Here is a 19,929-nt window from a genome sequence, read left to right as displayed (position 1 = left end):
TCGACCCCCGTGGCCGCAGGGGGGCGCTGTCTGGGTGCTGTCGACCCGTTACGCAGGCACACTCAGGGCATCGGCCAGCACGCGCATCTGGGGGGTCAGTGTGCGCCGACGCCTGATCACGTGGCCCATGATGTCCTGCGCGTAACGCTGCTGTACGAGCCATTCGGGTTGGGCGGCGTGGATCGCGGTGAGCACCTCCACCGCCTCCGGGTACTTGCGCACCATCGTGTAGGCGCGGGCGACGTCGAGCCGGTGGCGGTGGTAGTCGGTCTCCTGGCCCGCCCCGGACCCCACCAGCCGCTGGCCTGCGCGCAGGACCTCGTCCGGGCGGTCGAGGACCACGCCCTTCTCCGCTGCCTTGTACGCGACCACCACCGGCCCCCACGGGTCTGGGCGGGTGCTGCTCGGGGTGATCGTCCCCGTGACGGTCGCCGCCGCCCGGGCGAGCCGCATCATGTCGTCGGCCTCCCCGTCGCGGGCGTCGCGCAGGCTCGCGGACGCTCCGTGCAGGAGCAGCCAGCCCCAGGCCGCGATGGTCTCCACCGGCGCCCGCGACAGCTTGGGCTCCATGTCGTCCGCCCAGCGCTGCGCCAGCTCGGACGCCTTGTCCAACCGACCCTGGCGCAGCAACAGCCAGGACGAGGTGGCGACAACCGAGGCGGCGCGTACGTGGTCGGGCGCGTCGTCCAGGGCCCGGCGTAGCGCCAGCTCCGCCCCCTCGTACTGCCTGGCCTGCGTCAGCATGGCACCCGCCATGTGGAGGAGCTGGGCGCGGATGGAGCGCACCTCGGGTGAGCTGTCCAGCGCGTCGACCTCCCGGAGCAGCGGCGCCAGGACGGCGACCTCGTCGGCCATCCGCTTGGCGATGTGCAGCCGACGCACCTCGGCGAGGGCCGCGAGGAGGCCGGGCGTGGTGGGTTCCTCGTCCAGGCGCGCCGGGCGGGGAGCGGCGACGGCCTCCAGGAGCGGCTGCCAGGGGGCGGGGTCCGGGGCCGGGTCCTCGGGTGGCTGACGCCGTACGAGAGCTGTCGTCGGCACCCGCAGGGCCGCTGCCAGCGCGCGTACCGTCTCCATGCGCGTCTCGCCGGCACTGCCCTGCTCCAGCTTCCGCACGGTGGAGAAGGACACCTTGGACGCGGTGGCCAACTCGCGCTGGGAGAGGCCGCGGCGCTTGCGTAGGTCACAGACGCGCTCACCGAGCGTGCCGCGGTTCTCGGTCATATCGGACTCCTCGCCCTGACGTCGGTACTCAGACGGTACCGCCGTCGCCGGGCGTGATGTCAGGGCCAACAGGCTTGGCTGGTAGGGGCGTTGACGTGAGTCGCCGGGGCGGCCGGTGCCACGGTGGGCGCGTGACGCTCGGCCTGTGCGGCCGAACCTCCGAGAAGTCGAACACCACACCATGCGGCGAACGCGCGCAGCGGCAGCGGGCGACGGCGCGACGCCGTCAACCACCCCGCCCGGTGAGCAGAGAATGAAGAGATGACATGGCGTTGTGATGTGGCCGGGTTGCTGGCGGCGGCCGGCGTCCTCGACGTGGACGTCGAGGACGCCGTCGCGGACGAGCACGTCCGGTCGGCCGCGTACCAGCGCGTCGTCTCGGTGGCCGCTGCCGCGCCGGGCCGCGAACGTGACCGCGCGCTCGTGGCCACGGTCCTGCGCGATCCGCACGAGATGACGGCCAAGACGGCGGTGGTCGCCCTCGTGGACGGGGTCGCGATGCGGGCGAGTGGGGCGGCCGAGTTCCGGCGGTGGGCGGCCGGGGTGCTGCCGGAGGTCGACCGGCTCAGGACGGAGGCGTACCGCGAGTTCATCCGCCGTCGCGTCCACGACTGGCTGTTTCACCTGTCCGTCAGGGACGGTCACGTGCCGACGGCGGCCGAGTTGGCGCAGGTCACGGACTGGATGCAGCGCCTCGTCGCCGAGGAGTCGACGTCCCCGGCGGTACTCGCCCTGCTCGCCGAGTTGGGCCACCGCAGGAAGACGCGGAACGTGGCGATGAACCGGAGCCGGAGCGTTGACGGCTCGCGGGGACGTCGGGGAGCGGCGGGCGGCGGACGCGGCGGACGCGGTTGAGGGCGGGCGGGGATGACCTCGCCACCATGGGCGGGGGCAGCCCTGCTGGCCCCAGCCGGCCAGCCTGCTGACCGACCGGCCAGGCGTTCAGGCGGTCCGCCGGCCAGGCGTTCAAGCAGCCGACTCACCAAGAGTGAGAAGCGCGCGTTCCGTTGGGGAGCCCGGCTCGGCCTGGTAGATCCACAGTTGGAGTTCCGGGTGGTCGGGCGGGGTCAGGACGTGCTGGCGCAGGGTGAGCGGGCCGGCCACCGGGTGGCGGAAGTGCTTGGTGGCGCTGGCCTTGCGGTGGACGTCGTGGCGGGCCCAGAGGCGGCGGAACGCGGCGCTGCGGTCGCTGAGTTCGCCGATCAGGTCGGCCATCTGGGGGGTGTGCGGCGCGGGGCCGGCCGCCGCGCGTAGCGTGCCGACGGTGCACTGGGCCAGGTGTTCGGGGTCGGGGACGAACTCCCCGACGGCGGGGTCCAGGAACGCCATCCGGGCCAGGTTGTCGCGCAGCGGGAGGCCGGCGTAGAGCGCGTCGGCGGGGCCGTTGCGTACGAGCACGTCCAGCCAGGGGGTGACCAGCATGGCGGGGGCGGTGACCCAGTGGCGTACGAGGTGGGCGAGGGCACCTTCGGTGCCGGTGGGCAGGGTGTCCGGGGCGGTCGGTGGGGTGGGTTGGTCCGCGAGGGCGCGCAGGTGGGTGTGGGCGGCGGCGTCGAGGCGTAGGGCGCGGGCCAGCGCGGCGAGCACCTGGGGGGAGGGTCGGCGCTCGCGACCCTGTTCCAGGTGGACGTAGTAGTCGGTGCTGACGCCGGCGAGCAGCGCGACCTCCTCACGCCGCAGCCCCGGCACCTGCCGGGCGGGCCCGGGGGCGAGGCCGTGGTCCGTGGGGCGGACGAGCGCGCGGCGGGCGCGGAGGTACTCCGCGAGTGGCCCCGCTGTTCTCGACGCGGCACCCGGCTCGCCCCTGTCGCGCTCGCCAGCCGCGTCACCCATGGCCACCCTCCTCACCCATGCCACCCGTGCCAGCCATGTCGCCCGTGCCAGCCGTGCCATCCGTGCCATCCGTGCCATCCGTGCCAGTCATGCTAGGCGGCGGCCTCGCGCTCGCGGGTGGGTGTGCCACCACCACCCGCGCTGGCCGGCCGGCACCTAGCGTCGCCGTTGGTCAGGCGGCGCGGCGCGCCGTGGGAGCGAGGAGAGGCAACGTATGTACGTGGTGACAGGGGCCACCGGGCGCACGGGCAGCGCCGTCGTGGACGAGCTGGTACGCGCCGGCCACGGCGTGCGCGCGCTCGGGCGCAGTGCCCGTGGCCTGGCGTCGGCCGCCGCCGGCGCGGAGCCGGTGGTGGCGGAGCCGACCGACGCGCAGGCGCTCGCCGCGGCCTGTCACGGCGCCGAGGGTGTCTACGTCATGGTCCAACCCAACTACATCCCCGACAGCCCCGACTTCGCGGCGCACCAGCACCGGATCGTCGAGGCCATGACGGTGGCGCTGGCCGCCGCCGGTGTGCGGCGAGTGGTGACGTTGAGTAGCTGGGGCGCGGACCAGGAGGCCGGCACCGGCCCGGTGGCCGGGTTGCACCGGCTGGAGCGGCGTACGAACACCCTGGACGCGGCGGTCACCCACCTGCGGGCCGGCTACTTCATGGAGAACCTGCTCGGCCAGGTCGAGTCCATCCGCCGGGACGGCCGGATCGCGGCACCCTTCACCCCCGACCTCCCGATGCCGTTCATCGCCGCCGAGGACGTCGGCCGCGCCGCCGCCCGCCACCTCGTCGGGCCGACCCCGGCGCGCCCGGGCGCGCCGGAGGTGGTCGAATTGCACGGCGAGCGCGACCTGAGCATGGCCGAGGTGACGGCCGTGATCGGCAGGCTCGCGGACCTGCCGGGCCTGCGTTACGCGCAACAGTCGATCGAGCGGTTCGTGGCCGAGCAGCGCGCGGCCGGGGCGTCGGCGAACGTCGCCGGCCTGATGGCCGAGGTGGCCCGCTCGATCAACTCCGGGCACATCGCCGCCCGCCAACCCCGGTCCGCGGCCACCACCACGCCGACGACGATCGAGACCTTCGTCGCCCGAGCCCTCCTGCCCGCGCTGCGGGCCGGGGCCCCGGAGGAGGCCGCACGGTGATCGGCGTACGCGCCCACCTGCCGTAGCGAGGGGCGGGCGGAACGACGGAACCGCCCGGCCGGTGACACCGCACCCGGGCGCCTTCCGAGCGAGACGTACGAGCCTTCCGCCCGAGAGGTACGGCCTGTTCGTCCAGGACCTGCGACTCGTCCGTCCGCGCTGCACGGACCTTTCGTCCAAGACAGGGGTGCCGAAGTCGGCGACGGTAGGGGCATGCGCAGACACGAAGTGGGGGGCGCCCCCACGGATCGCGATGCCGAGCGCGGCTGGGAGGTCGCCCGCCCCCTCGGTGGTACGTCACTCGACGGCGTACGGATGGCCGGATACCGCGACCGCGCCGCCGCCGGCCTCGACCTGCGGGTGCTCCCGCAGCCGGCCGTGATCCTCGTCATCGGGCTCGGGAGCGAGCCGCTCACGGTGGAGAGCGCCACCGGGCAACGGCCCCTGCGGAGCCTGGTCGCCGCGCTGTCGCCCGGCCCGGCCCGGGTGCGCGGCGAGCGCGTCGAATGCGTCGAGGTGCGTCTGTCGCCCCGGGCCGCCTACGGACTGCTGGGGGTCGCGCCGCCCGAACTGGACGGCTCGATCACCAGCCTCGCGGACCTGTGGGGAGCGCGGGAACGACGCCTGCGCGAGCAGTTGACCGAGGCCCCGACGTGGCAGGAACGCCTGGCGCTGACGGACGGGTTCCTCACCGAGCGGGCGGCGGCGGCCCCGTCAATGGCCCCCGAGGTCGTCGCCGCCTGGAACACCATCGTGGCCCGCCGAGGCCGGATACGGGTGGGTGACCTCGCCGCGTCCAGCGGCTGGAGCCGCAAGCGACTGCGTACCCGGTTCCACGCCCAACTCGGCCTCACCCCCAAGCGGGCCGCCATGCTGGTCCGCTTCGACCACGCGGTACGGGCGCTGTGCGCGGGTGAGAGCGCCAGCACGGTCGCCCTGACCTGCGGGTACGCCGACCAGCCGCATCTGCACCGGGACGTGGCGGCCCTGGCCGGGTGCACGCCCGGCGCCCTGGTCCGCCAGTTGACGTCTGCTGGTTGACCTCCGCCGGCTGACCTCTGCCAGTTGGTCTCTGCCGGCTGGGCCGGCCCCCCGCGCGGAGGTGACGGGCCGCGCCCGCGTCCCGCGCCTCCCACCCTCACCCACCACTCACCACCCATCCGAAGGAAGGAAAGCACCCGTGACGAACACCGATGCCCGAGCAATGAGCGATGTGCGAGCGACAGGCGATGCCCGAGAGGCGGTCGAAGTCCGAGAAGCGGACGTGACCGACCGGGATCTGATCGTTCGGCTCGCGTTCGGGAGCATGGCCGCGCAGACCCTGCGCGCGGCGGTCCGGTTGAAGGTGATGGAACGGGTCGGCGCCACGCCGCGCCCGGCCGCCGAGTTGGCCGCCGAGGTCGGCGCCGAACCCCAGCCCATGACACGGTTGCTGCGCGCCCTGGCCGGCCTCGGCCTGCTGGTGGAACACACCCCCGACCACTTCTCGGCGACCCCCGCGGGTGCCCTCCTCGACCCCGGAAACCCCGACTCGCTCACCTCGTTCGTGCGGATGTTCACCGAGCCGACGATCGTGCGCGCCTGGGAGCACCTGGACGACAGCGTCCGCACCGGGGACATCGCCTTCGACGCCGTCTTCGGCACCGACTTCTTCAGCCACCTCGCCCAGCACCCCGAGCTGTCGGCCGAGTTCAACGCGGCGATGAGCCAGGCCGTCGCGGCGACCGCCGCCGTGCTGCCATCCGCGTACGACTTCGGCCGCTTCACCACGGTCACGGACGTCGGCGGGGGCGACGGAACCCTCCTGGCCGGCGTGCTGGCCGCCCACCCGGGCCTGAACGGCGTGCTCTTCGACACGGCGGAAGGCCTGTCCAAGGCGCCGACGACGATGGAGCGGCACGGCGTGGCGGGGCGCTGCTCGCTGGTCGCCGGCGACTTCTTCCGCTCGGTCCCCGCGGGCTCGGACCTCTACCTGATGAAGAGCGTGCTGCACGACTGGACGGACGACCAGGTGGTCACCATCCTGCGCAACTGTCGCGCGGTGCTCCCACCCGGTGGCCGCGTCCTCATCGTGGAGCCCGTACTCCCCGAGGTCGTCGACCCCCACGCCGAGGCCGACGTCACCGACGGCGGAATCACCTACCTGTCCGACCTCAACATGCTCGTGAACGTGGGCGGCAGGGAACGCACCCGCGAGGACTTCACCGAGGTGTGCCACCGCGCGGGCCTGACCCTCACCTCGGTCACCCCCCTCGCCGAGGCCGCACCGTTCTCCCTCATCGAGGCCGTGGCCGACTGACGGCCTGTCCGACAACCCACCCTCGTCCGCCCGGCCCTCAGTACGATGCGCCGGTGATGTACCAACGCAGCCCGCGAGCGCAACAGTTGATCGCTATAGCCTGGCTCGTGGCTGCCCTGGGGGCGGTGGCTTTGGAGCGGTACGCGACGCAGACCCTGCCGTCCGCCGAGTGCGTCGTCGCCTTCTCCAGAATCACAGTCCGCGACGAGCCCCGCGACGAGCAGTGGCCAGACGAGGCGACGCTCGACCGCGCCTACCTGCAAGCCCAGGAGGTGGGAGGCTGTGAGCGGCCTCGGAAACGGTGGGAGGAATGGCTCGACTGACGGGCCCGCGTCCGCGCTTCCCCATCGGAGCCCGCCCCGAAATACCGCGCCCCCCACCGCTCCCACCCCCTACCCTCCCCACCATGACCGAGCCCACCACCCCGCACCAGCCACACCCACACCCCCAGCCTGTCTCCGGCACCCCGCCCGAAACCGCCCCTCACAACGCCTCCGCAGCCACTCCCCAGACCACCTACGCCTGGCGCGGGGCCTTCGCCAATCCCGAGGTCAACGTCCTGCACGCGCAGGGGTTCGACCATCCGCCGTTGGACATCGACTGGCACACCCAGGTGCACCGGCACAGCCTCGGGTGGGTGTGTGCGCGGCGGGGGGAGGAGTTGGTCGGGTTCGTCAACGTGGCCTGGGACGGCGGGGTGCACGCGTTCGTGCTGGACACCGTGGTGGCCGAGGGGGTTCGGCGGACGGGGGTGGGGACGCGGCTGGTGGCGGCGGCCGTGGAGGGGGCCCGGGCCGCGGGGTGCGAGTGGCTGCACGTGGACTTCGACGACCACCTGCGCGCGTTCTACTTCGAGGGCTGCGGCTTCACCCCCACCGACGCGGGGCTCATCGCCCTGTGAGCCGCGCGACGCCGTGCGGCACGGGCACCCCACCTCCCGGCGCTGCGCGGTCGCCCGCCCCCGCCCGGCGCGGTCACCCGCCCCGGCGCCCCCCCGCCCCCCACCCCCCGCCGCTCAGCCCTTGGTGCGGCGGACGTCCCGGAACTGGGTGTAGCGGGACCAGAACAGGCGCTGGGCCAGCAGCGTCAGGGTGCCGGCGAGGGCGATGCCCGCGAGGTTGAGGAGGAGTTGTTCCGTGGAGCCCCGGGTCTGGCCCAGGTCGCCGTAGCCGAGGGCGACGGCCGCGTTGGCGGCGGCCGGGACCGTGGTCACCGAGATCGCCACGCCGACCAGCGCGCCCGACTTCGCCGATGTCAGCGACAGCGTGCCGGCGATGCCGGCGAGGAAGGCCACGACGAAGGAGAACAGGTCGGGCCGGTAGATGAAGTTGGTGTTCGGCCGCTCGGCCTCCACGTCCGCCTTCTCGAAGAGTCCCACCGCGTCCATGAACAGGCTGAACAGCGTCGTCAGCGCCATCGCCACCGCGAACCCCACCAGCAGGGCGAGCAGCGAGCGCACCGCGAGCCGTGGGGCGCGCCGTACCAGCGCGGTGCAGAGCCCCGCGAGCGGGCCGAACTCGGGGCCGACGGCCATCGCGCCGACGATGAGGATCGCGTTGTCGAGGACCACGCCGCAGGCGGCGAGCATGGTCGCCACCGTCAGGAAGGCCAGGAAGGTGACGGAGAGGGTGGACTCCTCGTGGGTGGCCTCCGCGAGGTGTTCCCACACCACCGCGTCCGAGCCCTCGCCGGGCGCCTCCTTCTCGGCCCGGTCCGCGCGGTGCGACAGCGTCAGGTCGATGTTCTCGACGGTGATCGCACCGCACTCGTCGATGCCGATCGCGCGCAGTTCGCCGAGCACCTCGTCGGCGGCCTCCCGCGCCACGTCGCACAGCACCACGTCGCCGGCCGGGTCGCGGCCGGCACCGGTGAGTACGGCCAGGTGGGTGGCGCCCACGCTGCGTTCGAAGAGCGCGACCACCTCGTCGGTGCGGTGCGCGGGGACGATCAACCGCAGGTGCAGCACGGCAAGCTCCTCGGAGTCGGCGTCACGTCAGCCTCAGGTGGGCGTCACACGGGCGGTCGGACCGGGGTCACGGATGGGCAGCGGCAGCCTACGGGGGCTGGGGCGGGACGGGTTCCCGGGGCCGGGCGAGGCGCGGGCCGCCCGGCGCGGTCACAGCTTGCGCAACCGCAGGCGTTGCACCTTGTGGTCGGGGCCCTTGCGGAGCACGAGGGTGGCCCGGCCGCGGGTGGGGGCCACGTTCTGTTGCAGGTTGGGCCGGTTGACCGTGCGCCAGATCATGCGCGCGTAGTCGAGCGCCTCGTCCTCGGAGACCTGGGTGTACTTGCGGAAGTACGAGAACGGGTTCTGGAACGCCGTCTCGCGCAGCTTGCTGAACCGGCCCAGGTACCAGCGCTCGATGTCCTCCGTCCGGGCGTCCACGTACACGCTGAAGTCGAAGTAGTCGGCCAGCGCCACCCGCGTCCTGCCGTCCTTGCCGGGCAGCGCCGGCTGGAGCACGTTCAGGCCCTCGACGATGAGGATGTCGGGGCGGCGCACGGTCAGCCGCTGGTCGGGGACGATGTCGTACACCAGGTGGGAGTAGACGGGCGCGCTGACCTCGTCCTTGCCCGCCTTCACGTCGGCCACGAAGCGGGTCAGCGCCCGGCGGTCGTACGACTCGGGGAAGCCCTTGCGGGACATCAGGCCGCGCCGGTGCAGTTCGGCGTTGGGCAGCAGGAAGCCGTCCGTGGTGACCAGCTCGACGCGCGGGTGCTCGGGCCAGCGCGCGAGCAGGGCCTGCAGGAGGCGGGCGGTGGTGGACTTGCCGACCGCGACGCTGCCGGCCACCCCTATGACGAACGGCGTGCCCTGCTGCGCGCCCTGACCGCTGCCCGCGTCGCCGAGGAAGGTGTTGAGGGCGCCCCGCAGGTTGCTGGTGGCGCCGACGTAGAGGTTGAGCAGCCGGGACAGCGGCAGGTACACGTCGCGCACCTCGTCGAGGTCGATGACGTCACCGAGGCCGCGCAGCCGCTCCACCTCCTCCGCCGTCAGCGGCAGCGGCGTCTTCTCGCGCAGCCCGCTCCACTGGGCGCGCGAGAGATCGACGTACGGGCTGGACTCGGCCCGCCGCGGAACACCGCCGTGCTGCCCGCCGTGCGGCCGTTGGTCACTCACCGAAGACCTGATCACTGGTTCATTGTGGGTTGTCGGGGCGCGGTACGGGGCGTGCGTTCGGTCACGCCGGGGCGTGGCGACCCGCCCGGCGGGCCGTCGTGGCGGGTCGCCACGACGGCCCGCCGCGCGGGGGCCGCGCGTACGCTGCACCCCATGTGCGGAATCGTTGGCTATGTGGGAGGGCAGTCCGCCCTCGATGTCGTTCTGGCCGGGCTCGGGCGCCTTGAGTACCGGGGCTATGACTCGGCCGGGGTCGCGGTCCTCGCCGACGGCGGCCTGGCCGCCGCGAAGAAGGCGGGCAAGCTCGCCAACCTGCGCAAGGAGCTGGCCGACCGGCCGTTGCCGACCGGCACCACCGGCATCGGCCACACCCGCTGGGCCACCCACGGCGGGCCCACCGACGCCAACGCCCACCCGCACCTGGACGACGCGGGCCGGGTCGCCGTCGTCCACAACGGCATCATCGAGAACTTCGCGCCGCTCCGCGCCGAGCTGGCCGAGCGCGGCCACGCCCTCGCGTCGGAGACCGACACCGAGGTCGTCGCGCACCTGCTCGCCGAGTCCTTCTCCTCCACCGGCGACCTGGCGGAGTCGATGCGGCAGGTGTGCGGGCGGCTTGAGGGCGCGTTCACGCTGGTCGCGGTGGTGGCCGACGACCCCGACGTGGTGGTCGGGGCGCGCCGCAACTCGCCGCTGGTGGTGGGCGTCGGGGTCGGGGAGAACTTCCTGGCCTCCGACGTCTCCGCGTTCATCGCGCACACCCGCGAGGCCATCGAACTCGGCCAGGACCAGGTGGTGGAGGTGCGCCGGGACGCGGTCACGGTCACCGGCTTCGACGGCGCGCCGGCGACGGTGCGCCCGTACCACGTGGACTGGGACGCCTCGGCCGCCGAGAAGGGCGGCTACGACTACTTCATGCTGAAGGAGATCGCCGAGCAGCCGAAGGCCGTGGCCGACACGTTGCTCGGTCGGATCGACGCCGCCGGCGACCTGTCGCTGGACGAGGTCCGCATCCCGGCCGCCGAGCTGCGCGAGGTCGACAAGATCGTCATCGTGGCGTGCGGCACCGCCTTCCACGCCGGGATGATCGCCAAGTACGCCATCGAGCACTGGACCCGCATTCCCTGCGAGACGGAGCTGGCCAGCGAGTTCCGCTACCGCGACCCGATCCTGGGCCCGCGCACCCTGGTCGTCGCCATCTCCCAGTCCGGCGAGACGATGGACACCCTGATGGCGCTGCGGCACGCCCGCGAGCAGGGCGCCCGGGTGCTGGCCGTCTGCAACACCAACGGCTCGACCATCCCGCGCGAGTCCGACGCCGTGCTCTACACGCACGCCGGGCCCGAGGTCGCCGTCGCCTCCACCAAGGCGTTCCTGACCCAACTCGTCGCCTGCTACCTCGTCGCCCTCTACCTCGGCCAGGTGCGCGGCACCAAGTGGGGCGACGAGGTGCGCGCGGTCATCCGGGAGCTGTCGGAGATCGCCACCCAGGTGGAGCGGGTCCTGGAGACGATGGAGCCGGTGCGCGAGCTGGCGCGCTCGCTGGCCGACCAGGACACGGTGCTGTTCCTGGGCCGGCACGTGGGCTACCCGGTGGCCCTCGAAGGCGCCCTCAAGCTCAAGGAACTGGCGTACATGCACGCCGAGGGGTTCGCCGCTGGCGAGCTGAAGCACGGGCCGATCGCGCTGATCGAGGACGGCGTGCCGGTGGTCGTGGTCGTCCCCTCGCCGCGCGGCCGGTCCGTACTGCACGACAAGATCGTCTCCAACATCCAGGAGATCAGGGCCCGTGGCGCCCGCACCATCGTGATCGCCGAGCGCGGCGACGCGGGCGTGGCGCCGTACGCGGACCACCTGATCGAGGTCCCGGCCACGCCGACGCTGCTCCAGCCGCTGGTGACCACCGTGCCGTTGCAGGTGTTCGCCTGCGAGCTGGCCACGGCGCGCGGCAACGAGGTGGACCAGCCGCGCAACCTCGCCAAGTCCGTGACGGTGGAGTGAGGGTGAGGGTGAGCGTGGGAGTGCGGACGGTGGCCGCCGTGGGCCGCGGGCCCCTCGGGACCGGCCCGACCCGGGTGGCGGGCGGGGTGGGCGCGTGATCATCGGGGTGGGGATCGACGTCGCCGAGATCGACCGGTTCGGCGCGGCCATGGAGCGCACGCCGGGGCTCGCCGAGCGCGTGTTCGTACGGCGGGAGCTGTGGCTGCCCAGCGGCGAGCGCCGGGGCACCGCCTCGCTGGCCGCCCGGTTCGCCGCGAAGGAGGCGCTGGCCAAGGCGCTCGGCGCGCCGGGCGGGCTGCGCTGGACGGACGCGGAGGTGTGGACGCTGCCCAGCGGCCAGCCCCGGCTGCGGGTGCGCGGCACCGTCGCCGAGCGGGCGGCCGAACTCGGCGTGCGCACCTGGCACGTCTCGCTCAGCCACGACGCGGGCGTCGCGTCGGCCGTGGTCATCGCCGAGGGCGAGCCGGCCGCCGAGCCCGCCCCGGACGGCTCGGCGGACGCCTGGCCCGCGGACGACGGCTGGCCGGCGCGGTAGGACGCGGCCGGCGCCGCGTCCGGCGGGCCCGGGCGCGGCACTCGCCCGGCCGGCGGGCGACCGGCGCGGGAGACTGGGGCGCATGAGGACTGCGTACAGCGTGGAGACCGTACGGGCCGCCGAGCGGGAGCTGTTGGCCCGGCTGCCGGAGGGAACGCTCATGCACCGGGCCGCGGCCGGCCTCGCCGCCGCCTGCGCCGGGCTGCTGGGCGCGGGCCCGGGGCCCCGCACCGGGCCGGGGTCGACCCGGCGCGGGCGGGTGTCCGGCGCGCGGGTGGTGCTGCTCGTCGGCAGCGGCGACAACGGGGGCGACTCCCTCTACGCCGGCGCCCGGCTGGCCCGCCGTGGGGCCGCCGTCACCGCCCTGTTGCTCGCCCCCGACCGCGCCCACGCCGGCGGTGCCACGGCCCTGCGCGCGGCGGGCGGCCGGCTGGTCGAGGCGACCGGCCTGGACGCGGGGTCGGGCCCGGCGGTGGGGCCGGGCGACGGCGCGGTGGACCGGGCCGACGGCGGGCGCGCGGACGGCGCCCGTACGGGGCGGCGCGACGACCATCCCGCGCTGCGGGCCGTCGCCCGGGCCGATCTCGTCCTGGACGGGATCGTGGGCATCGGCGGCCGGGGCGGGCTGCGGCCGGACGCCGCGCACCTGGCCCGGGCCGTCGCGGAGGCCGGCGTTCCGGTGGTCGCCGTCGACCTGCCCAGCGGCGTGGACGCCGACACCGGCGAGGTGCGCGGCGCGGCGGTACGGGCCACGGCGACGGTCGCCTTCGGCACGTACAAGCCCGGGCTGCTCATCGACCCGGCCGCCGCACACGCCGGCGCCCCGCGCCTGGTGGACATCGGCCTGGGCCCGTGGCTGCCGCGTGTGCCCGACGTGGAGGCGTTGCAGCACGCGGACGTGGCGGCGGTGCTGCCGCGCCCGGCGGCGGAGAGCGACAAGTACCGGCGCGGCGTGGTCGGCGTCGTCGCGGGCTCGGCCCGATACCCCGGCGCGGCGGTGCTCGCGGTGGCCGGGGCGCTGCGCGGCGGCGCGGGCGCGGTGCGGTACGTGGGGCCCGCCGCCGACGCCGTGATCGCCCGCTTCCCCGAGACCCTGGTGTCGGCGGGCCCGCCCGGCAAGGCGGGCCGGGTGCAGGCGTGGGTGGTCGGGCCCGGCGTCGGGGACGACGCGGACGCCCGGCGGGCGCTGGCCGACGTGCTGGCCAGCGACGTTCCGGTGCTGGTGGACGCCGACGCGCTGCGGCTGCTGCCCCCGGACGGCGTCCGCGCGCGCACCGCCGCGACCCTGCTGACCCCGCACGCGGGTGAGGCGGCGGCGCTGCTCGGCCGCTCCCGCGAGGAGGTCGAGGCGGGCCGGCTGGCGGCGGTGCGGGAACTGGCGACGAAGACCGGGGCGACGGTGCTGCTCAAGGGCTCCACGACGCTGGTCGCCGGCCCGGCCACGGGCTCGGATGCCGAGCCCGTCCGCGTCAACCCGACCGGCACCGGCTGGCTGGCCACCGCCGGCAGCGGCGACGTGCTCTCCGGCCTGACCGGCGCGCTGCTCGCCACCGGCCTGGACGCCCGCACGGCCGCGTCGGCCGGCGCCTACCTGCACGGCCTGGCGGCCCGCCACGCGGCGGCGACCCCCGGCCGCCCGGGCGCGCCCATCACGGCGTTGGAGGTGGCCGATGCCCTGGGCGCGGCCTGGCGGGACGTGGCAGCGGCCGGGTGAGGCGGGTGCGCGGCCGGGGCGGGCCGGGCCATGGGCGTGCGCCGGCGCACGCTGCGGCGGCGGGCCGCCGACCGGGGCGGCGAGGGGAGCGCGGGCCGCTCGCCGGCGGGCGGCGGCGGGGCGGGCAGGCGGGCCACGGGAGGGGGCGCGGGGCGCCTGAGACACTGGCCTTGATGAACGAGACACCGATGCGTGCCCGAGCCACGGTCGACCTGGCCGCGCTCCGGGCCAATGTGCGCGCGCTGCGTGCCCGCGCGCCCCGGGCCGAGCTGATGGCCGTGGTCAAGGCGGACGCGTACGGCCACGGCGCCGTGCCGTGCGCGCGGGCGGCCCGGCAGGCGGGCGCGAGCTGGCTGGGTACGGCCACCCCGCAGGAGGCCATCGCGCTGCGCGCGGCCGGCGACACCGGGCGCCTGATGTGCTGGCTGTGGACGCCGGGCGGGCCCTGGCGGGAGGCCGTCGAGGCGGACATCGACGTGTCGGTGAGCGGGATGTGGGCGCTGCGCGAGGCCGTCGCCGGGGCGCGGGCCGCGGGCCGGGCCGCGCGAGTGCAGCTCAAGGCGGACACCGGGCTCGGGCGCAACGGTTGCCAGCCGCACGACTGGGCCGACCTGGTGGCCGCCGCCCGGCGGGCCGAGGCGGACGGGACGATCAGCGTCACCGGCGTGTGGTCGCACTTCGCGTGCGCGGACGAGCCGGGGCACCCCTCGATCGCCGCCCAGCTCACCGCGTACCGACAGATGCTGGCGCACGCCGAGGCCGCCGGCATCGCCCCCGAGGTGCGGCACATCGCCAACTCGCCCGCCCTGCTGACGCTGCCCGACGCCCACTTCGACCTGGTCAGGGCCGGCATCGCGACCTACGGCGTCTCGCCGAGCCCGGAGGTCGGCGTCAGCGCCGACTTCGGGCTGCGCCCGGCGATGACGCTCTCCGCGTCGATCGCGCTGGTCAAGCGGGTGCCGGGCGGGCACGGCGTGTCGTACGGACACCACTACCGCACGCCGGGCGACACGACGCTGGCGCTGGTCCCCGTCGGGTACGCGGACGGCGTGCCGCGCGCGGCGTCCGACACGGGCCCGGTGCTGGTGGCGGGCAAGTGGCGGACGGTGGCCGGCCGGGTCGCGATGGACCAGTTCGTGGTGGACCTCGGCGGCGACCGGGCGACGGTGGGCGAGGAGGCCGTGCTGTTCGGGCCGGGCGACCGGGGCGAGCCGACGGCCGAGGACTGGGCGCAGGCCGTGGGCACGATCGCCTACGAGATCGTCACCCGCATCGGCCAGCGCGTCCCGCGCGTCTACCTGCACGCCGACAGCGAGCCGGGCGCGTCCTCACCGGCGGAGCCCGCCACCCTCACGACGGAGGCCGAGATCGCCCGTACGGGTGATGTATCGCCGGCCGGGGACGCGGGGGCGGGCACCCCGACATGAGCGAGGAGACGGGCGGGGCGGTCGACGCGGCGGCCGGCGCGGTCGAGGCGGCGGCCCGCGCGGGGTGGCGCCGGGGCGCGGGCCTCGCGGGCGCGGCGCTAGGCGTGGTGGCCGCGGGCGCCGCGGTCGGCGTCGCCGTGGAGCGGCTGACGGTGGGCCGTGGCGTGCGTCGCAAGGCCCGGCTGGCGCTGGACGCGGCCGGCCCGTACGGCACCCTGCGGGGCACTCCCGGGGTGGCCGTCGCCGAGGACGGCACGGAGCTGGCGTACGAGGTCGAGCCCGGTCCGGCGCGGGCGCCCGAGGGCGGCGATGCGGCCGGGCCGCCGGCCACCCTCGTCTTCTGTCACGGCTACTGCCTCGGCCAGGACTCCTGGCACTTCCAGCGCGCCGCGCTGGCCGGCATCGCCCGCGCCGTCTACTGGGACCAGCGCAGCCACGGCCGCTCCGAGCGCGGCCGGGCCCAGCGCGAGGACGGCGAGCCGGTCACCATCGACCTGCTCGGCCGCGACCTCAAGGCGGTCATCGACGCCGCGGCCCCCGAGGGACCGCTGATCCTCGTGGGCCACTCGATGGGCGGCATGACGATCATGGCGCTGGCCGCGCAGTTCCCCGAACTCGTGCGGCGCCGGGTGGTCGGCGCCGCCTTCGTCGGCACCTCGGCCGGCAAGCTCAGCGAGGTCAGCTTCGGGCTGCCGGCGGCCGGCGTACGCGCCGTGCGGCGGGTGCTGCCCAGCACGCTGCGGGCGCTCGGCGCGCAGACGGAGCTGGTGGAGCGGGGGCGGCGGGCGACGGCCGACCTGTTCGCCGGGGTGATCAAGCGCTACTCGTTCGGCTCGCGCGACGTGGACCCGGGCGTGGCACGGTTCGCCGAGCGGCTGATCGAGGCGACGCCGATCGACGTGGTGGCCGAGTTCTACCCGGCCTTCGCCGAGCACGACAAGTCCGAGGCGCTGCCCGTCTTCGGCGCCCTGCCGGTCCTGGTCCTTGCGGGCGAGCGGGACCTGATCACGCCGAGCGAGCACAGCGAGGCCATCGCCGACTTCCTGCCAGACGCCCACCTGGAGATCGTCCCCACCGCCGGCCACCTGGTCATGCTGGAGCACCCGGAGACCGTCACCGCCGCCCTGCTCCGCCTCCTGGAGGCAACCGGCGCGCCCGCCGCGACCGACCCGAGCCCCACCACCCCGACCTGACCGCTTCCCCTACCGGGCCGCGCCCCACGCGCGGGGCCGGCTGCCCGGCCCACCCGTCCGGAACGGGATGTTCCGGGGTCGGCGCGGGGGCCGTTCCCCAGGCGTCGGGGGAGTGTGGGGCGGGCCGCGCGGGCCCGTACCATCGGCGAACATGAACGTTCCGTACGCCCGCGCACAGATCACCGTCAACACCCCCGAGCACATGGGGGACTTGGGTCGCCGCCTGGCCGCCTTGCTGCGCCCCGGCGATCTGGTGCTGCTCACCGGCGAGTTGGGCGCCGGCAAGACCACGCTGACCCGCGGCCTCGGGGCGGGGCTCGACGTGCGGGGCGCGGTGACCTCGCCGACCTTCGTCATCGCGCGGGTCCACCCGCCGCTCGGCGACGGGCCGCCGCTCGTGCACGTGGACGCCTACCGTCTCGGCGGCGGCCTGGACGAGATGGAGGACCTCGACCTCGACGTGTCGCTGCCGGAGTCGGTGGTGGTCGTCGAGTGGGGCGACGGCAAGGTCGAGGAACTGTCGGACGACCGGCTGCACGTCGTGATCGAGCGCGCGGTGGGCGCGGACGGCGAACTCGCCGCCCCGCACCCCGCCGCCCCGGCCGCCCGCGCCGCGACCGCCGCCACGACGCCCCCCGCCGACGTCCCGGAGCCGATCCCCGCCAACGCCACGGGCCCCGCCGTCCTCGACGTCGACGCCGCGACGACCGAGGCCGACGCCGAGGCGGCCGACGTGCGCCGGGTGACCGTGACCGGCGTCGGGGCGCGCTGGGCGGGCGTGGACCTGAGCCCGCTGGAGGCGTAGCGGCCGGGCGGTCACGTCACGCTGTAGATTCCGACAAGCCGTCGGGAAGATGTTGCGTTCACCGCCCCGGGCGTGGTGACATGGACTTGAGCGCGCTAGTTAGGCGTACCTAACCGCCCGTGCGCGCCCATGCCCCAGGAGTACCGGGAGGCACCCCATGGAGACTCACCAGCCCAACAAGCCGCCGGCGCGAAGCTGCCCGAAGGCGCCATCGGTGGCTGACATGCTGGCGGCTTGTGCCGCGGCGACCGAGCTCTCCACGCCGCCCGGGGGACACGCGATCCCCGGGGTCGAACCGGCGACAGAGCCCCAACCGACGGCGCACTGTCGCCGCGAGGCGGCCTGACCTTCGAGCTCTTCCGCGCGCTCTTCAGCACCTCGTTCACGGACGCCTGTCGCTCCCGTACGCCCGTCGAGCACACCCGTACGCCTGTCGCGCACACGCTCGTCAGCCACGTACGCCCGCCGCCCACGCACGCCTGTCAGACAGGGGCGACGACCCACGCCCGTCAGACAGACGATGACCCACGCCTGTCCCTAACGGACGACGACGACCTCGGTGCCGGTCGAGGCGAAGGTCCACATCGCCGCGCCGTCCGCGCGCTTCTCGCGGATGCCGCCGGTGCGCCGGTTGGAGTCCGGGTCGGGCGTCGAGCCGTCCACCGCGGCGCTGAAGCCGAACACTATGTCGCCCTCGGTGTGGAAGCGCACGACGTGCTCGACGGACACCCCGTCCGAGCCGGTGACGCTGGCGGACCGGGAGGTCACGTTGTACGTGCCGGGGGCCGGGCTGACCGAGCTGGGGTAGATCGGGTACGTGCGGATGGCCTGCTCGTTCGCGCCGACCAGCCAGACCCGCTTGTCGCTGAGCGCGTACACCACCCGCCGCCCGGTGCCGGAGCTGGCCGGGATCGCGGTGGACTTCTCCTTCTTCGCCTTGTCCTTGGGCTTGGCGGAGTCGGAGGCACCGGGGCGGGCCGCCTGGTTCGGGTTGATCGGGGCGTTCGCGGAGGCGTGGTAGGCGAGGATGCCCACGACGATGATCGCCCCGGCCGTGAGTCCGGCCACGATGGTTCCGGAGCTGTTCCGTGCCACGCTGAAGCCCCCTTCGTCACGCCTCTACCGGGCCGACGGTAGCACCCGGAAAGCCGGCGCGGGATCGACGCTCGGCCCACGGTCGTAGGCTTGTGGGCGTGCTGCTGCTCGCTCTTGACACCGCTACCCCCGCCGTGACCGTCGCGCTCCACGACGGCCGGACCACTCTCGCGACCTCCCACCAGGTGGACGCCCGCCGACACGGCGAGCTCCTGTTGCCGGCCGTGCACCGGGTGCTCGCGTCGGCCTCCGCCACACCCGGCGACCTGACGGACGTCGTGGCCGGGATCGGCCCCGGCCCGTACACCGGGTTGCGGGTGGGACTCGCGACGGCCGCCGCCTTCGGCGCCGCCCTCGACATCCCGGTGCGCGGGCTGTGCACGCTGGACGGCATCGCGTACGCCGCCGGGCAGGCCGGGCTCACCGGGCCGTTCGTCGTCGCCACGGACGCCCGGCGCAAGGAGGTCTACTGGGCGCGGTACGCGGACGGCAGGACCCGCGTCAGCGAGCCCGCCGTCGACCGGCCGGCCGACATCGCCGAGCAGGTGGCGGGGCTCCCCGTGGTGGGCGCCGGCGGCACCCTCTACCGCGAGGTCTTCGCCTCGGCGGGCGCCGGCGCCGGGGCCGCGCTGCCCGGCGTTCCGGAGGGGATCGAACTCCCCGAGCACCAGTCCGCCGCCGCGCTCGCCGCGCTCGCGGTGGAGAAGCTGGCCGCCGGCGAGGAGTTCCCGCCGAACCAGCCGCTGTACCTGCGCCGCCCGGACGCGCAGGTGCCCGCGAACTACAAGGTGGTCACCCCGAAGTGAGCGAAGCGCGCGAGACGGGCGCCCCGCCCGGCAGCGAAGCCGAGCCGCCGACCGGCACCGTCACTCCCGGGGGCGCCGCCGCGACGAACGGCGGAAGGCCGGCGGGCGGCCCAGCCGAGCGGCCGAGCGCTGCCGTGGCGGCTGGCGGCGGCGCTGACGAGGCCCCGCGGGTGCGCGAGATGCGCTGGTGGGACCTGGACGCCGTGCTCGCCATCGAGGGCGAGCTGTTCCCCGAGGACGCCTGGTCGCCGGGGATGTTCTGGTCGGAGCTGGCCCACGCCAGGGGCGCCGGGGCGAGCCGGCACTACGTGGTCGCCGAGGACGCTACGGGCCGCCTCGTCGGGTACGCCGGGCTCGCCGCCGTGGACGGCACCGGCGACGTGCAGACGATCGCCGTGGCCCCTAGCCACTGGGGCACCGGGCTCGGCGCGCGGCTGCTGAGCGACCTGCTGACCGCCGCCACCGCGTTCGAGTGCCACGAGGTGCTGCTCGAGGTGCGGGTGGACAACGCGCGCGCCCAGCGCCTGTACGAGCGCTTCGGCTTCGAACCCATCGGCTTCCGGCGCGGCTACTACCAGCCGGGCAACGTGGACGCCCTCGTCATGCGGCTGTCCGGCCCGGCGGCCCCGGCAACCCACGCCGCACCACCCGACGACGGGGCCGACGACCCGGTCGACGCGGCGGATGTGACAGACGCGGCAGACGTGGCAGACATGCCAGGCACGGCAGACATGGCCGGCGTGA

General features: G+C 75.0%; 18 protein-coding genes and 1 pseudogene. 14 read left to right on the top strand and 5 right to left on the bottom strand.

Features of this window, described 5'->3' with window-relative positions; genetic code table 11:
* Positions 1–48: 48 nt before the first annotated feature.
* Positions 49–1,221 carry a helix-turn-helix domain-containing protein gene (locus tag H7H31_RS12950; RefSeq protein WP_187061789.1) on the bottom strand — a complete coding sequence of 391 codons (1,173 nt, stop codon included), beginning with the start codon at positions 1,219–1,221 and terminating at the stop codon, positions 49–51.
* Between the two features lie 261 nt (positions 1,222–1,482).
* On the opposite strand from H7H31_RS12950, the gene H7H31_RS12945 reads away from it, so the two are divergent.
* Positions 1,483–2,076 carry a hypothetical protein gene (locus H7H31_RS12945; RefSeq protein WP_187061788.1) on the top strand — a complete coding sequence of 198 codons (594 nt, stop codon included), beginning with the start codon at positions 1,483–1,485 and terminating at the stop codon, positions 2,074–2,076.
* A gap of 111 nt (positions 2,077–2,187) precedes the next feature.
* Here the strand turns inward: H7H31_RS12945 and H7H31_RS12940 are convergent, their stop codons facing one another.
* On the bottom strand, positions 2,188–3,054 hold the full coding sequence (locus tag H7H31_RS12940) for a helix-turn-helix domain-containing protein (protein WP_187060269.1): 867 nt from the start codon (positions 3,052–3,054) through the stop codon (positions 2,188–2,190).
* A gap of 214 nt (positions 3,055–3,268) precedes the next feature.
* On the opposite strand from H7H31_RS12940, the gene H7H31_RS12935 reads away from it, so the two are divergent.
* The 5 genes from H7H31_RS12935 to H7H31_RS12915 all read left to right on the top strand — a co-directional run bounded on the left by H7H31_RS12935 (position 3,269) and on the right by H7H31_RS12915 (position 7,389).
* On the top strand, positions 3,269–4,189 hold the full coding sequence (locus H7H31_RS12935) for an NmrA family NAD(P)-binding protein (RefSeq protein ID WP_187060268.1): 921 nt from the start codon (positions 3,269–3,271) through the stop codon (positions 4,187–4,189).
* A gap of 213 nt (positions 4,190–4,402) precedes the next feature.
* Entirely contained in the window at positions 4,403–5,230 is an 828-nt protein-coding gene (locus H7H31_RS12930) for a helix-turn-helix domain-containing protein (RefSeq protein ID WP_187060267.1), read from the top strand.
* Between the two features lie 163 nt (positions 5,231–5,393).
* Complete coding sequence (locus H7H31_RS12925; RefSeq protein WP_187060266.1) at positions 5,394–6,488, top strand: methyltransferase; 1,095 nt, start codon at positions 5,394–5,396, stop codon at positions 6,486–6,488.
* Positions 6,489–6,613: 125 nt separating this feature from the next.
* The gene (locus H7H31_RS12920) at positions 6,614–6,811 is read left to right on the top strand and encodes a hypothetical protein (protein ID WP_187060265.1); all 198 of its coding nucleotides are present in this window, start codon (positions 6,614–6,616) and stop codon (positions 6,809–6,811) included.
* Positions 6,812–6,894: 83 nt separating this feature from the next.
* Positions 6,895–7,389, top strand: coding sequence for a GNAT family N-acetyltransferase (locus H7H31_RS12915; RefSeq protein WP_187117913.1), 495 nt, complete (start codon positions 6,895–6,897; stop codon positions 7,387–7,389).
* A 114-nt stretch (positions 7,390–7,503) separates the two neighbouring features.
* Here the strand turns inward: H7H31_RS12915 and H7H31_RS12910 are convergent, their stop codons facing one another.
* Both H7H31_RS12910 and coaA read right to left on the bottom strand, forming a co-directional pair.
* The gene (locus tag H7H31_RS12910) at positions 7,504–8,454 is read right to left on the bottom strand and encodes a DUF389 domain-containing protein (protein ID WP_187060636.1); all 951 of its coding nucleotides are present in this window, start codon (positions 8,452–8,454) and stop codon (positions 7,504–7,506) included.
* Positions 8,455–8,604: 150 nt separating this feature from the next.
* Positions 8,605–9,609 (bottom strand): type I pantothenate kinase, encoded by a 1,005-nt coding sequence (gene coaA / locus H7H31_RS12905; protein WP_176166335.1) that lies wholly within the window; start codon positions 9,607–9,609, stop codon positions 8,605–8,607.
* A 153-nt stretch (positions 9,610–9,762) separates the two neighbouring features.
* On the opposite strand from coaA, the gene glmS reads away from it, so the two are divergent.
* The 6 genes from glmS (at position 9,763) to tsaE (ending at position 17,284) form a co-directional block, all read left to right on the top strand.
* Positions 9,763–11,610, top strand: a complete 1,848-nt coding sequence (gene glmS / locus H7H31_RS12900; RefSeq protein ID WP_187060635.1) for a glutamine--fructose-6-phosphate transaminase (isomerizing) — start codon at positions 9,763–9,765, stop codon at positions 11,608–11,610.
* Between the two features lie 94 nt (positions 11,611–11,704).
* Positions 11,705–12,145 carry a holo-ACP synthase gene (locus H7H31_RS12895; RefSeq protein WP_187060634.1) on the top strand — a complete coding sequence of 147 codons (441 nt, stop codon included), beginning with the start codon at positions 11,705–11,707 and terminating at the stop codon, positions 12,143–12,145.
* Positions 12,146–12,227: 82 nt separating this feature from the next.
* Positions 12,228–13,859 (top strand): NAD(P)H-hydrate dehydratase, encoded by a 1,632-nt coding sequence (locus H7H31_RS12890; RefSeq protein ID WP_187060633.1) that lies wholly within the window; start codon positions 12,228–12,230, stop codon positions 13,857–13,859.
* 173 nt (positions 13,860–14,032) lie between these two features.
* Positions 14,033–15,286 carry an alanine racemase gene (alr, locus tag H7H31_RS12885; protein ID WP_187059882.1) on the top strand — a complete coding sequence of 418 codons (1,254 nt, stop codon included), beginning with the start codon at positions 14,033–14,035 and terminating at the stop codon, positions 15,284–15,286.
* Complete coding sequence (locus H7H31_RS12880) at positions 15,283–16,479, top strand: alpha/beta fold hydrolase (protein WP_187059881.1); 1,197 nt, start codon at positions 15,283–15,285, stop codon at positions 16,477–16,479. The genes alr and H7H31_RS12880 overlap by 4 nt, the downstream gene beginning before the upstream one ends.
* A 151-nt stretch (positions 16,480–16,630) precedes the next feature.
* Positions 16,631–17,284: a tRNA (adenosine(37)-N6)-threonylcarbamoyltransferase complex ATPase subunit type 1 TsaE gene (gene tsaE / locus H7H31_RS34750; protein WP_187117912.1), complete on the top strand. Its 654-nt coding sequence runs from the start codon at positions 16,631–16,633 to the stop codon at positions 17,282–17,284.
* Between the two features lie 537 nt (positions 17,285–17,821).
* On the opposite strand, the gene H7H31_RS12870 is transcribed toward tsaE, so the two are convergent.
* Complete coding sequence (locus H7H31_RS12870; protein WP_187060125.1) at positions 17,822–18,379, bottom strand: hypothetical protein; 558 nt, start codon at positions 18,377–18,379, stop codon at positions 17,822–17,824.
* A 98-nt stretch (positions 18,380–18,477) separates the two neighbouring features.
* Between H7H31_RS12870 and tsaB the strand changes: the two genes are divergently transcribed.
* Both tsaB and rimI read left to right on the top strand, forming a co-directional pair.
* Complete coding sequence (tsaB, locus tag H7H31_RS12865) at positions 18,478–19,185, top strand: tRNA (adenosine(37)-N6)-threonylcarbamoyltransferase complex dimerization subunit type 1 TsaB (RefSeq protein WP_187060124.1); 708 nt, start codon at positions 18,478–18,480, stop codon at positions 19,183–19,185.
* A 179-nt stretch (positions 19,186–19,364) separates the two neighbouring features.
* Positions 19,365–19,817: pseudogene (gene rimI / locus H7H31_RS12860) on the top strand (ribosomal protein S18-alanine N-acetyltransferase); the annotation flags it as partial.
* Positions 19,818–19,929: the final 112 nt, after the last annotated feature.

Source organism: Streptomyces buecherae (assembly GCF_014295035.1).
Classification (GTDB): domain Bacteria; phylum Actinomycetota; class Actinomycetes; order Streptomycetales; family Streptomycetaceae; genus Streptomyces; species Streptomyces youssoufiensis.
Note: the sequence above shows the minus strand (reverse complement) of the source record. Positions and strands in the feature narration are given on the sequence as shown.

Bases quoted from the DNA above. Each gene is read 5' to 3' on its own strand.
- H7H31_RS12945 (WP_187061788.1), top strand. From the start codon at position 1,483: ATGACATGGCGTTGTGATGTGGCCGGGTTGCTGGCGGCGGCCGGCGTC.
- H7H31_RS12930 (WP_187060267.1), top strand. From the start codon at position 4,403: ATGCGCAGACACGAAGTGGGGGGCGCCCCCACGGATCGCGATGCCGAG.
- H7H31_RS12925 (WP_187060266.1), top strand. From the start codon at position 5,394: ATGAGCGATGTGCGAGCGACAGGCGATGCCCGAGAGGCGGTCGAAGTC.
- H7H31_RS12880 (WP_187059881.1), top strand. From the start codon at position 15,283: ATGAGCGAGGAGACGGGCGGGGCGGTCGACGCGGCGGCCGGCGCGGTC.
- alr (WP_187059882.1), top strand. From the start codon at position 14,033: ATGAACGAGACACCGATGCGTGCCCGAGCCACGGTCGACCTGGCCGCG.
- H7H31_RS12940 (WP_187060269.1), bottom strand. From the start codon at position 3,054: ATGGGTGACGCGGCTGGCGAGCGCGACAGGGGCGAGCCGGGTGCCGCG.
- H7H31_RS12915 (WP_187117913.1), top strand. From the start codon at position 6,895: ATGACCGAGCCCACCACCCCGCACCAGCCACACCCACACCCCCAGCCT.
- H7H31_RS12950 (WP_187061789.1), bottom strand. From the start codon at position 1,221: ATGACCGAGAACCGCGGCACGCTCGGTGAGCGCGTCTGTGACCTACGC.
- H7H31_RS12890 (WP_187060633.1), top strand. From the start codon at position 12,228: ATGAGGACTGCGTACAGCGTGGAGACCGTACGGGCCGCCGAGCGGGAG.
- H7H31_RS12935 (WP_187060268.1), top strand. From the start codon at position 3,269: ATGTACGTGGTGACAGGGGCCACCGGGCGCACGGGCAGCGCCGTCGTG.
- glmS (WP_187060635.1), top strand. From the start codon at position 9,763: ATGTGCGGAATCGTTGGCTATGTGGGAGGGCAGTCCGCCCTCGATGTC.
- tsaE (WP_187117912.1), top strand. From the start codon at position 16,631: ATGAACGTTCCGTACGCCCGCGCACAGATCACCGTCAACACCCCCGAG.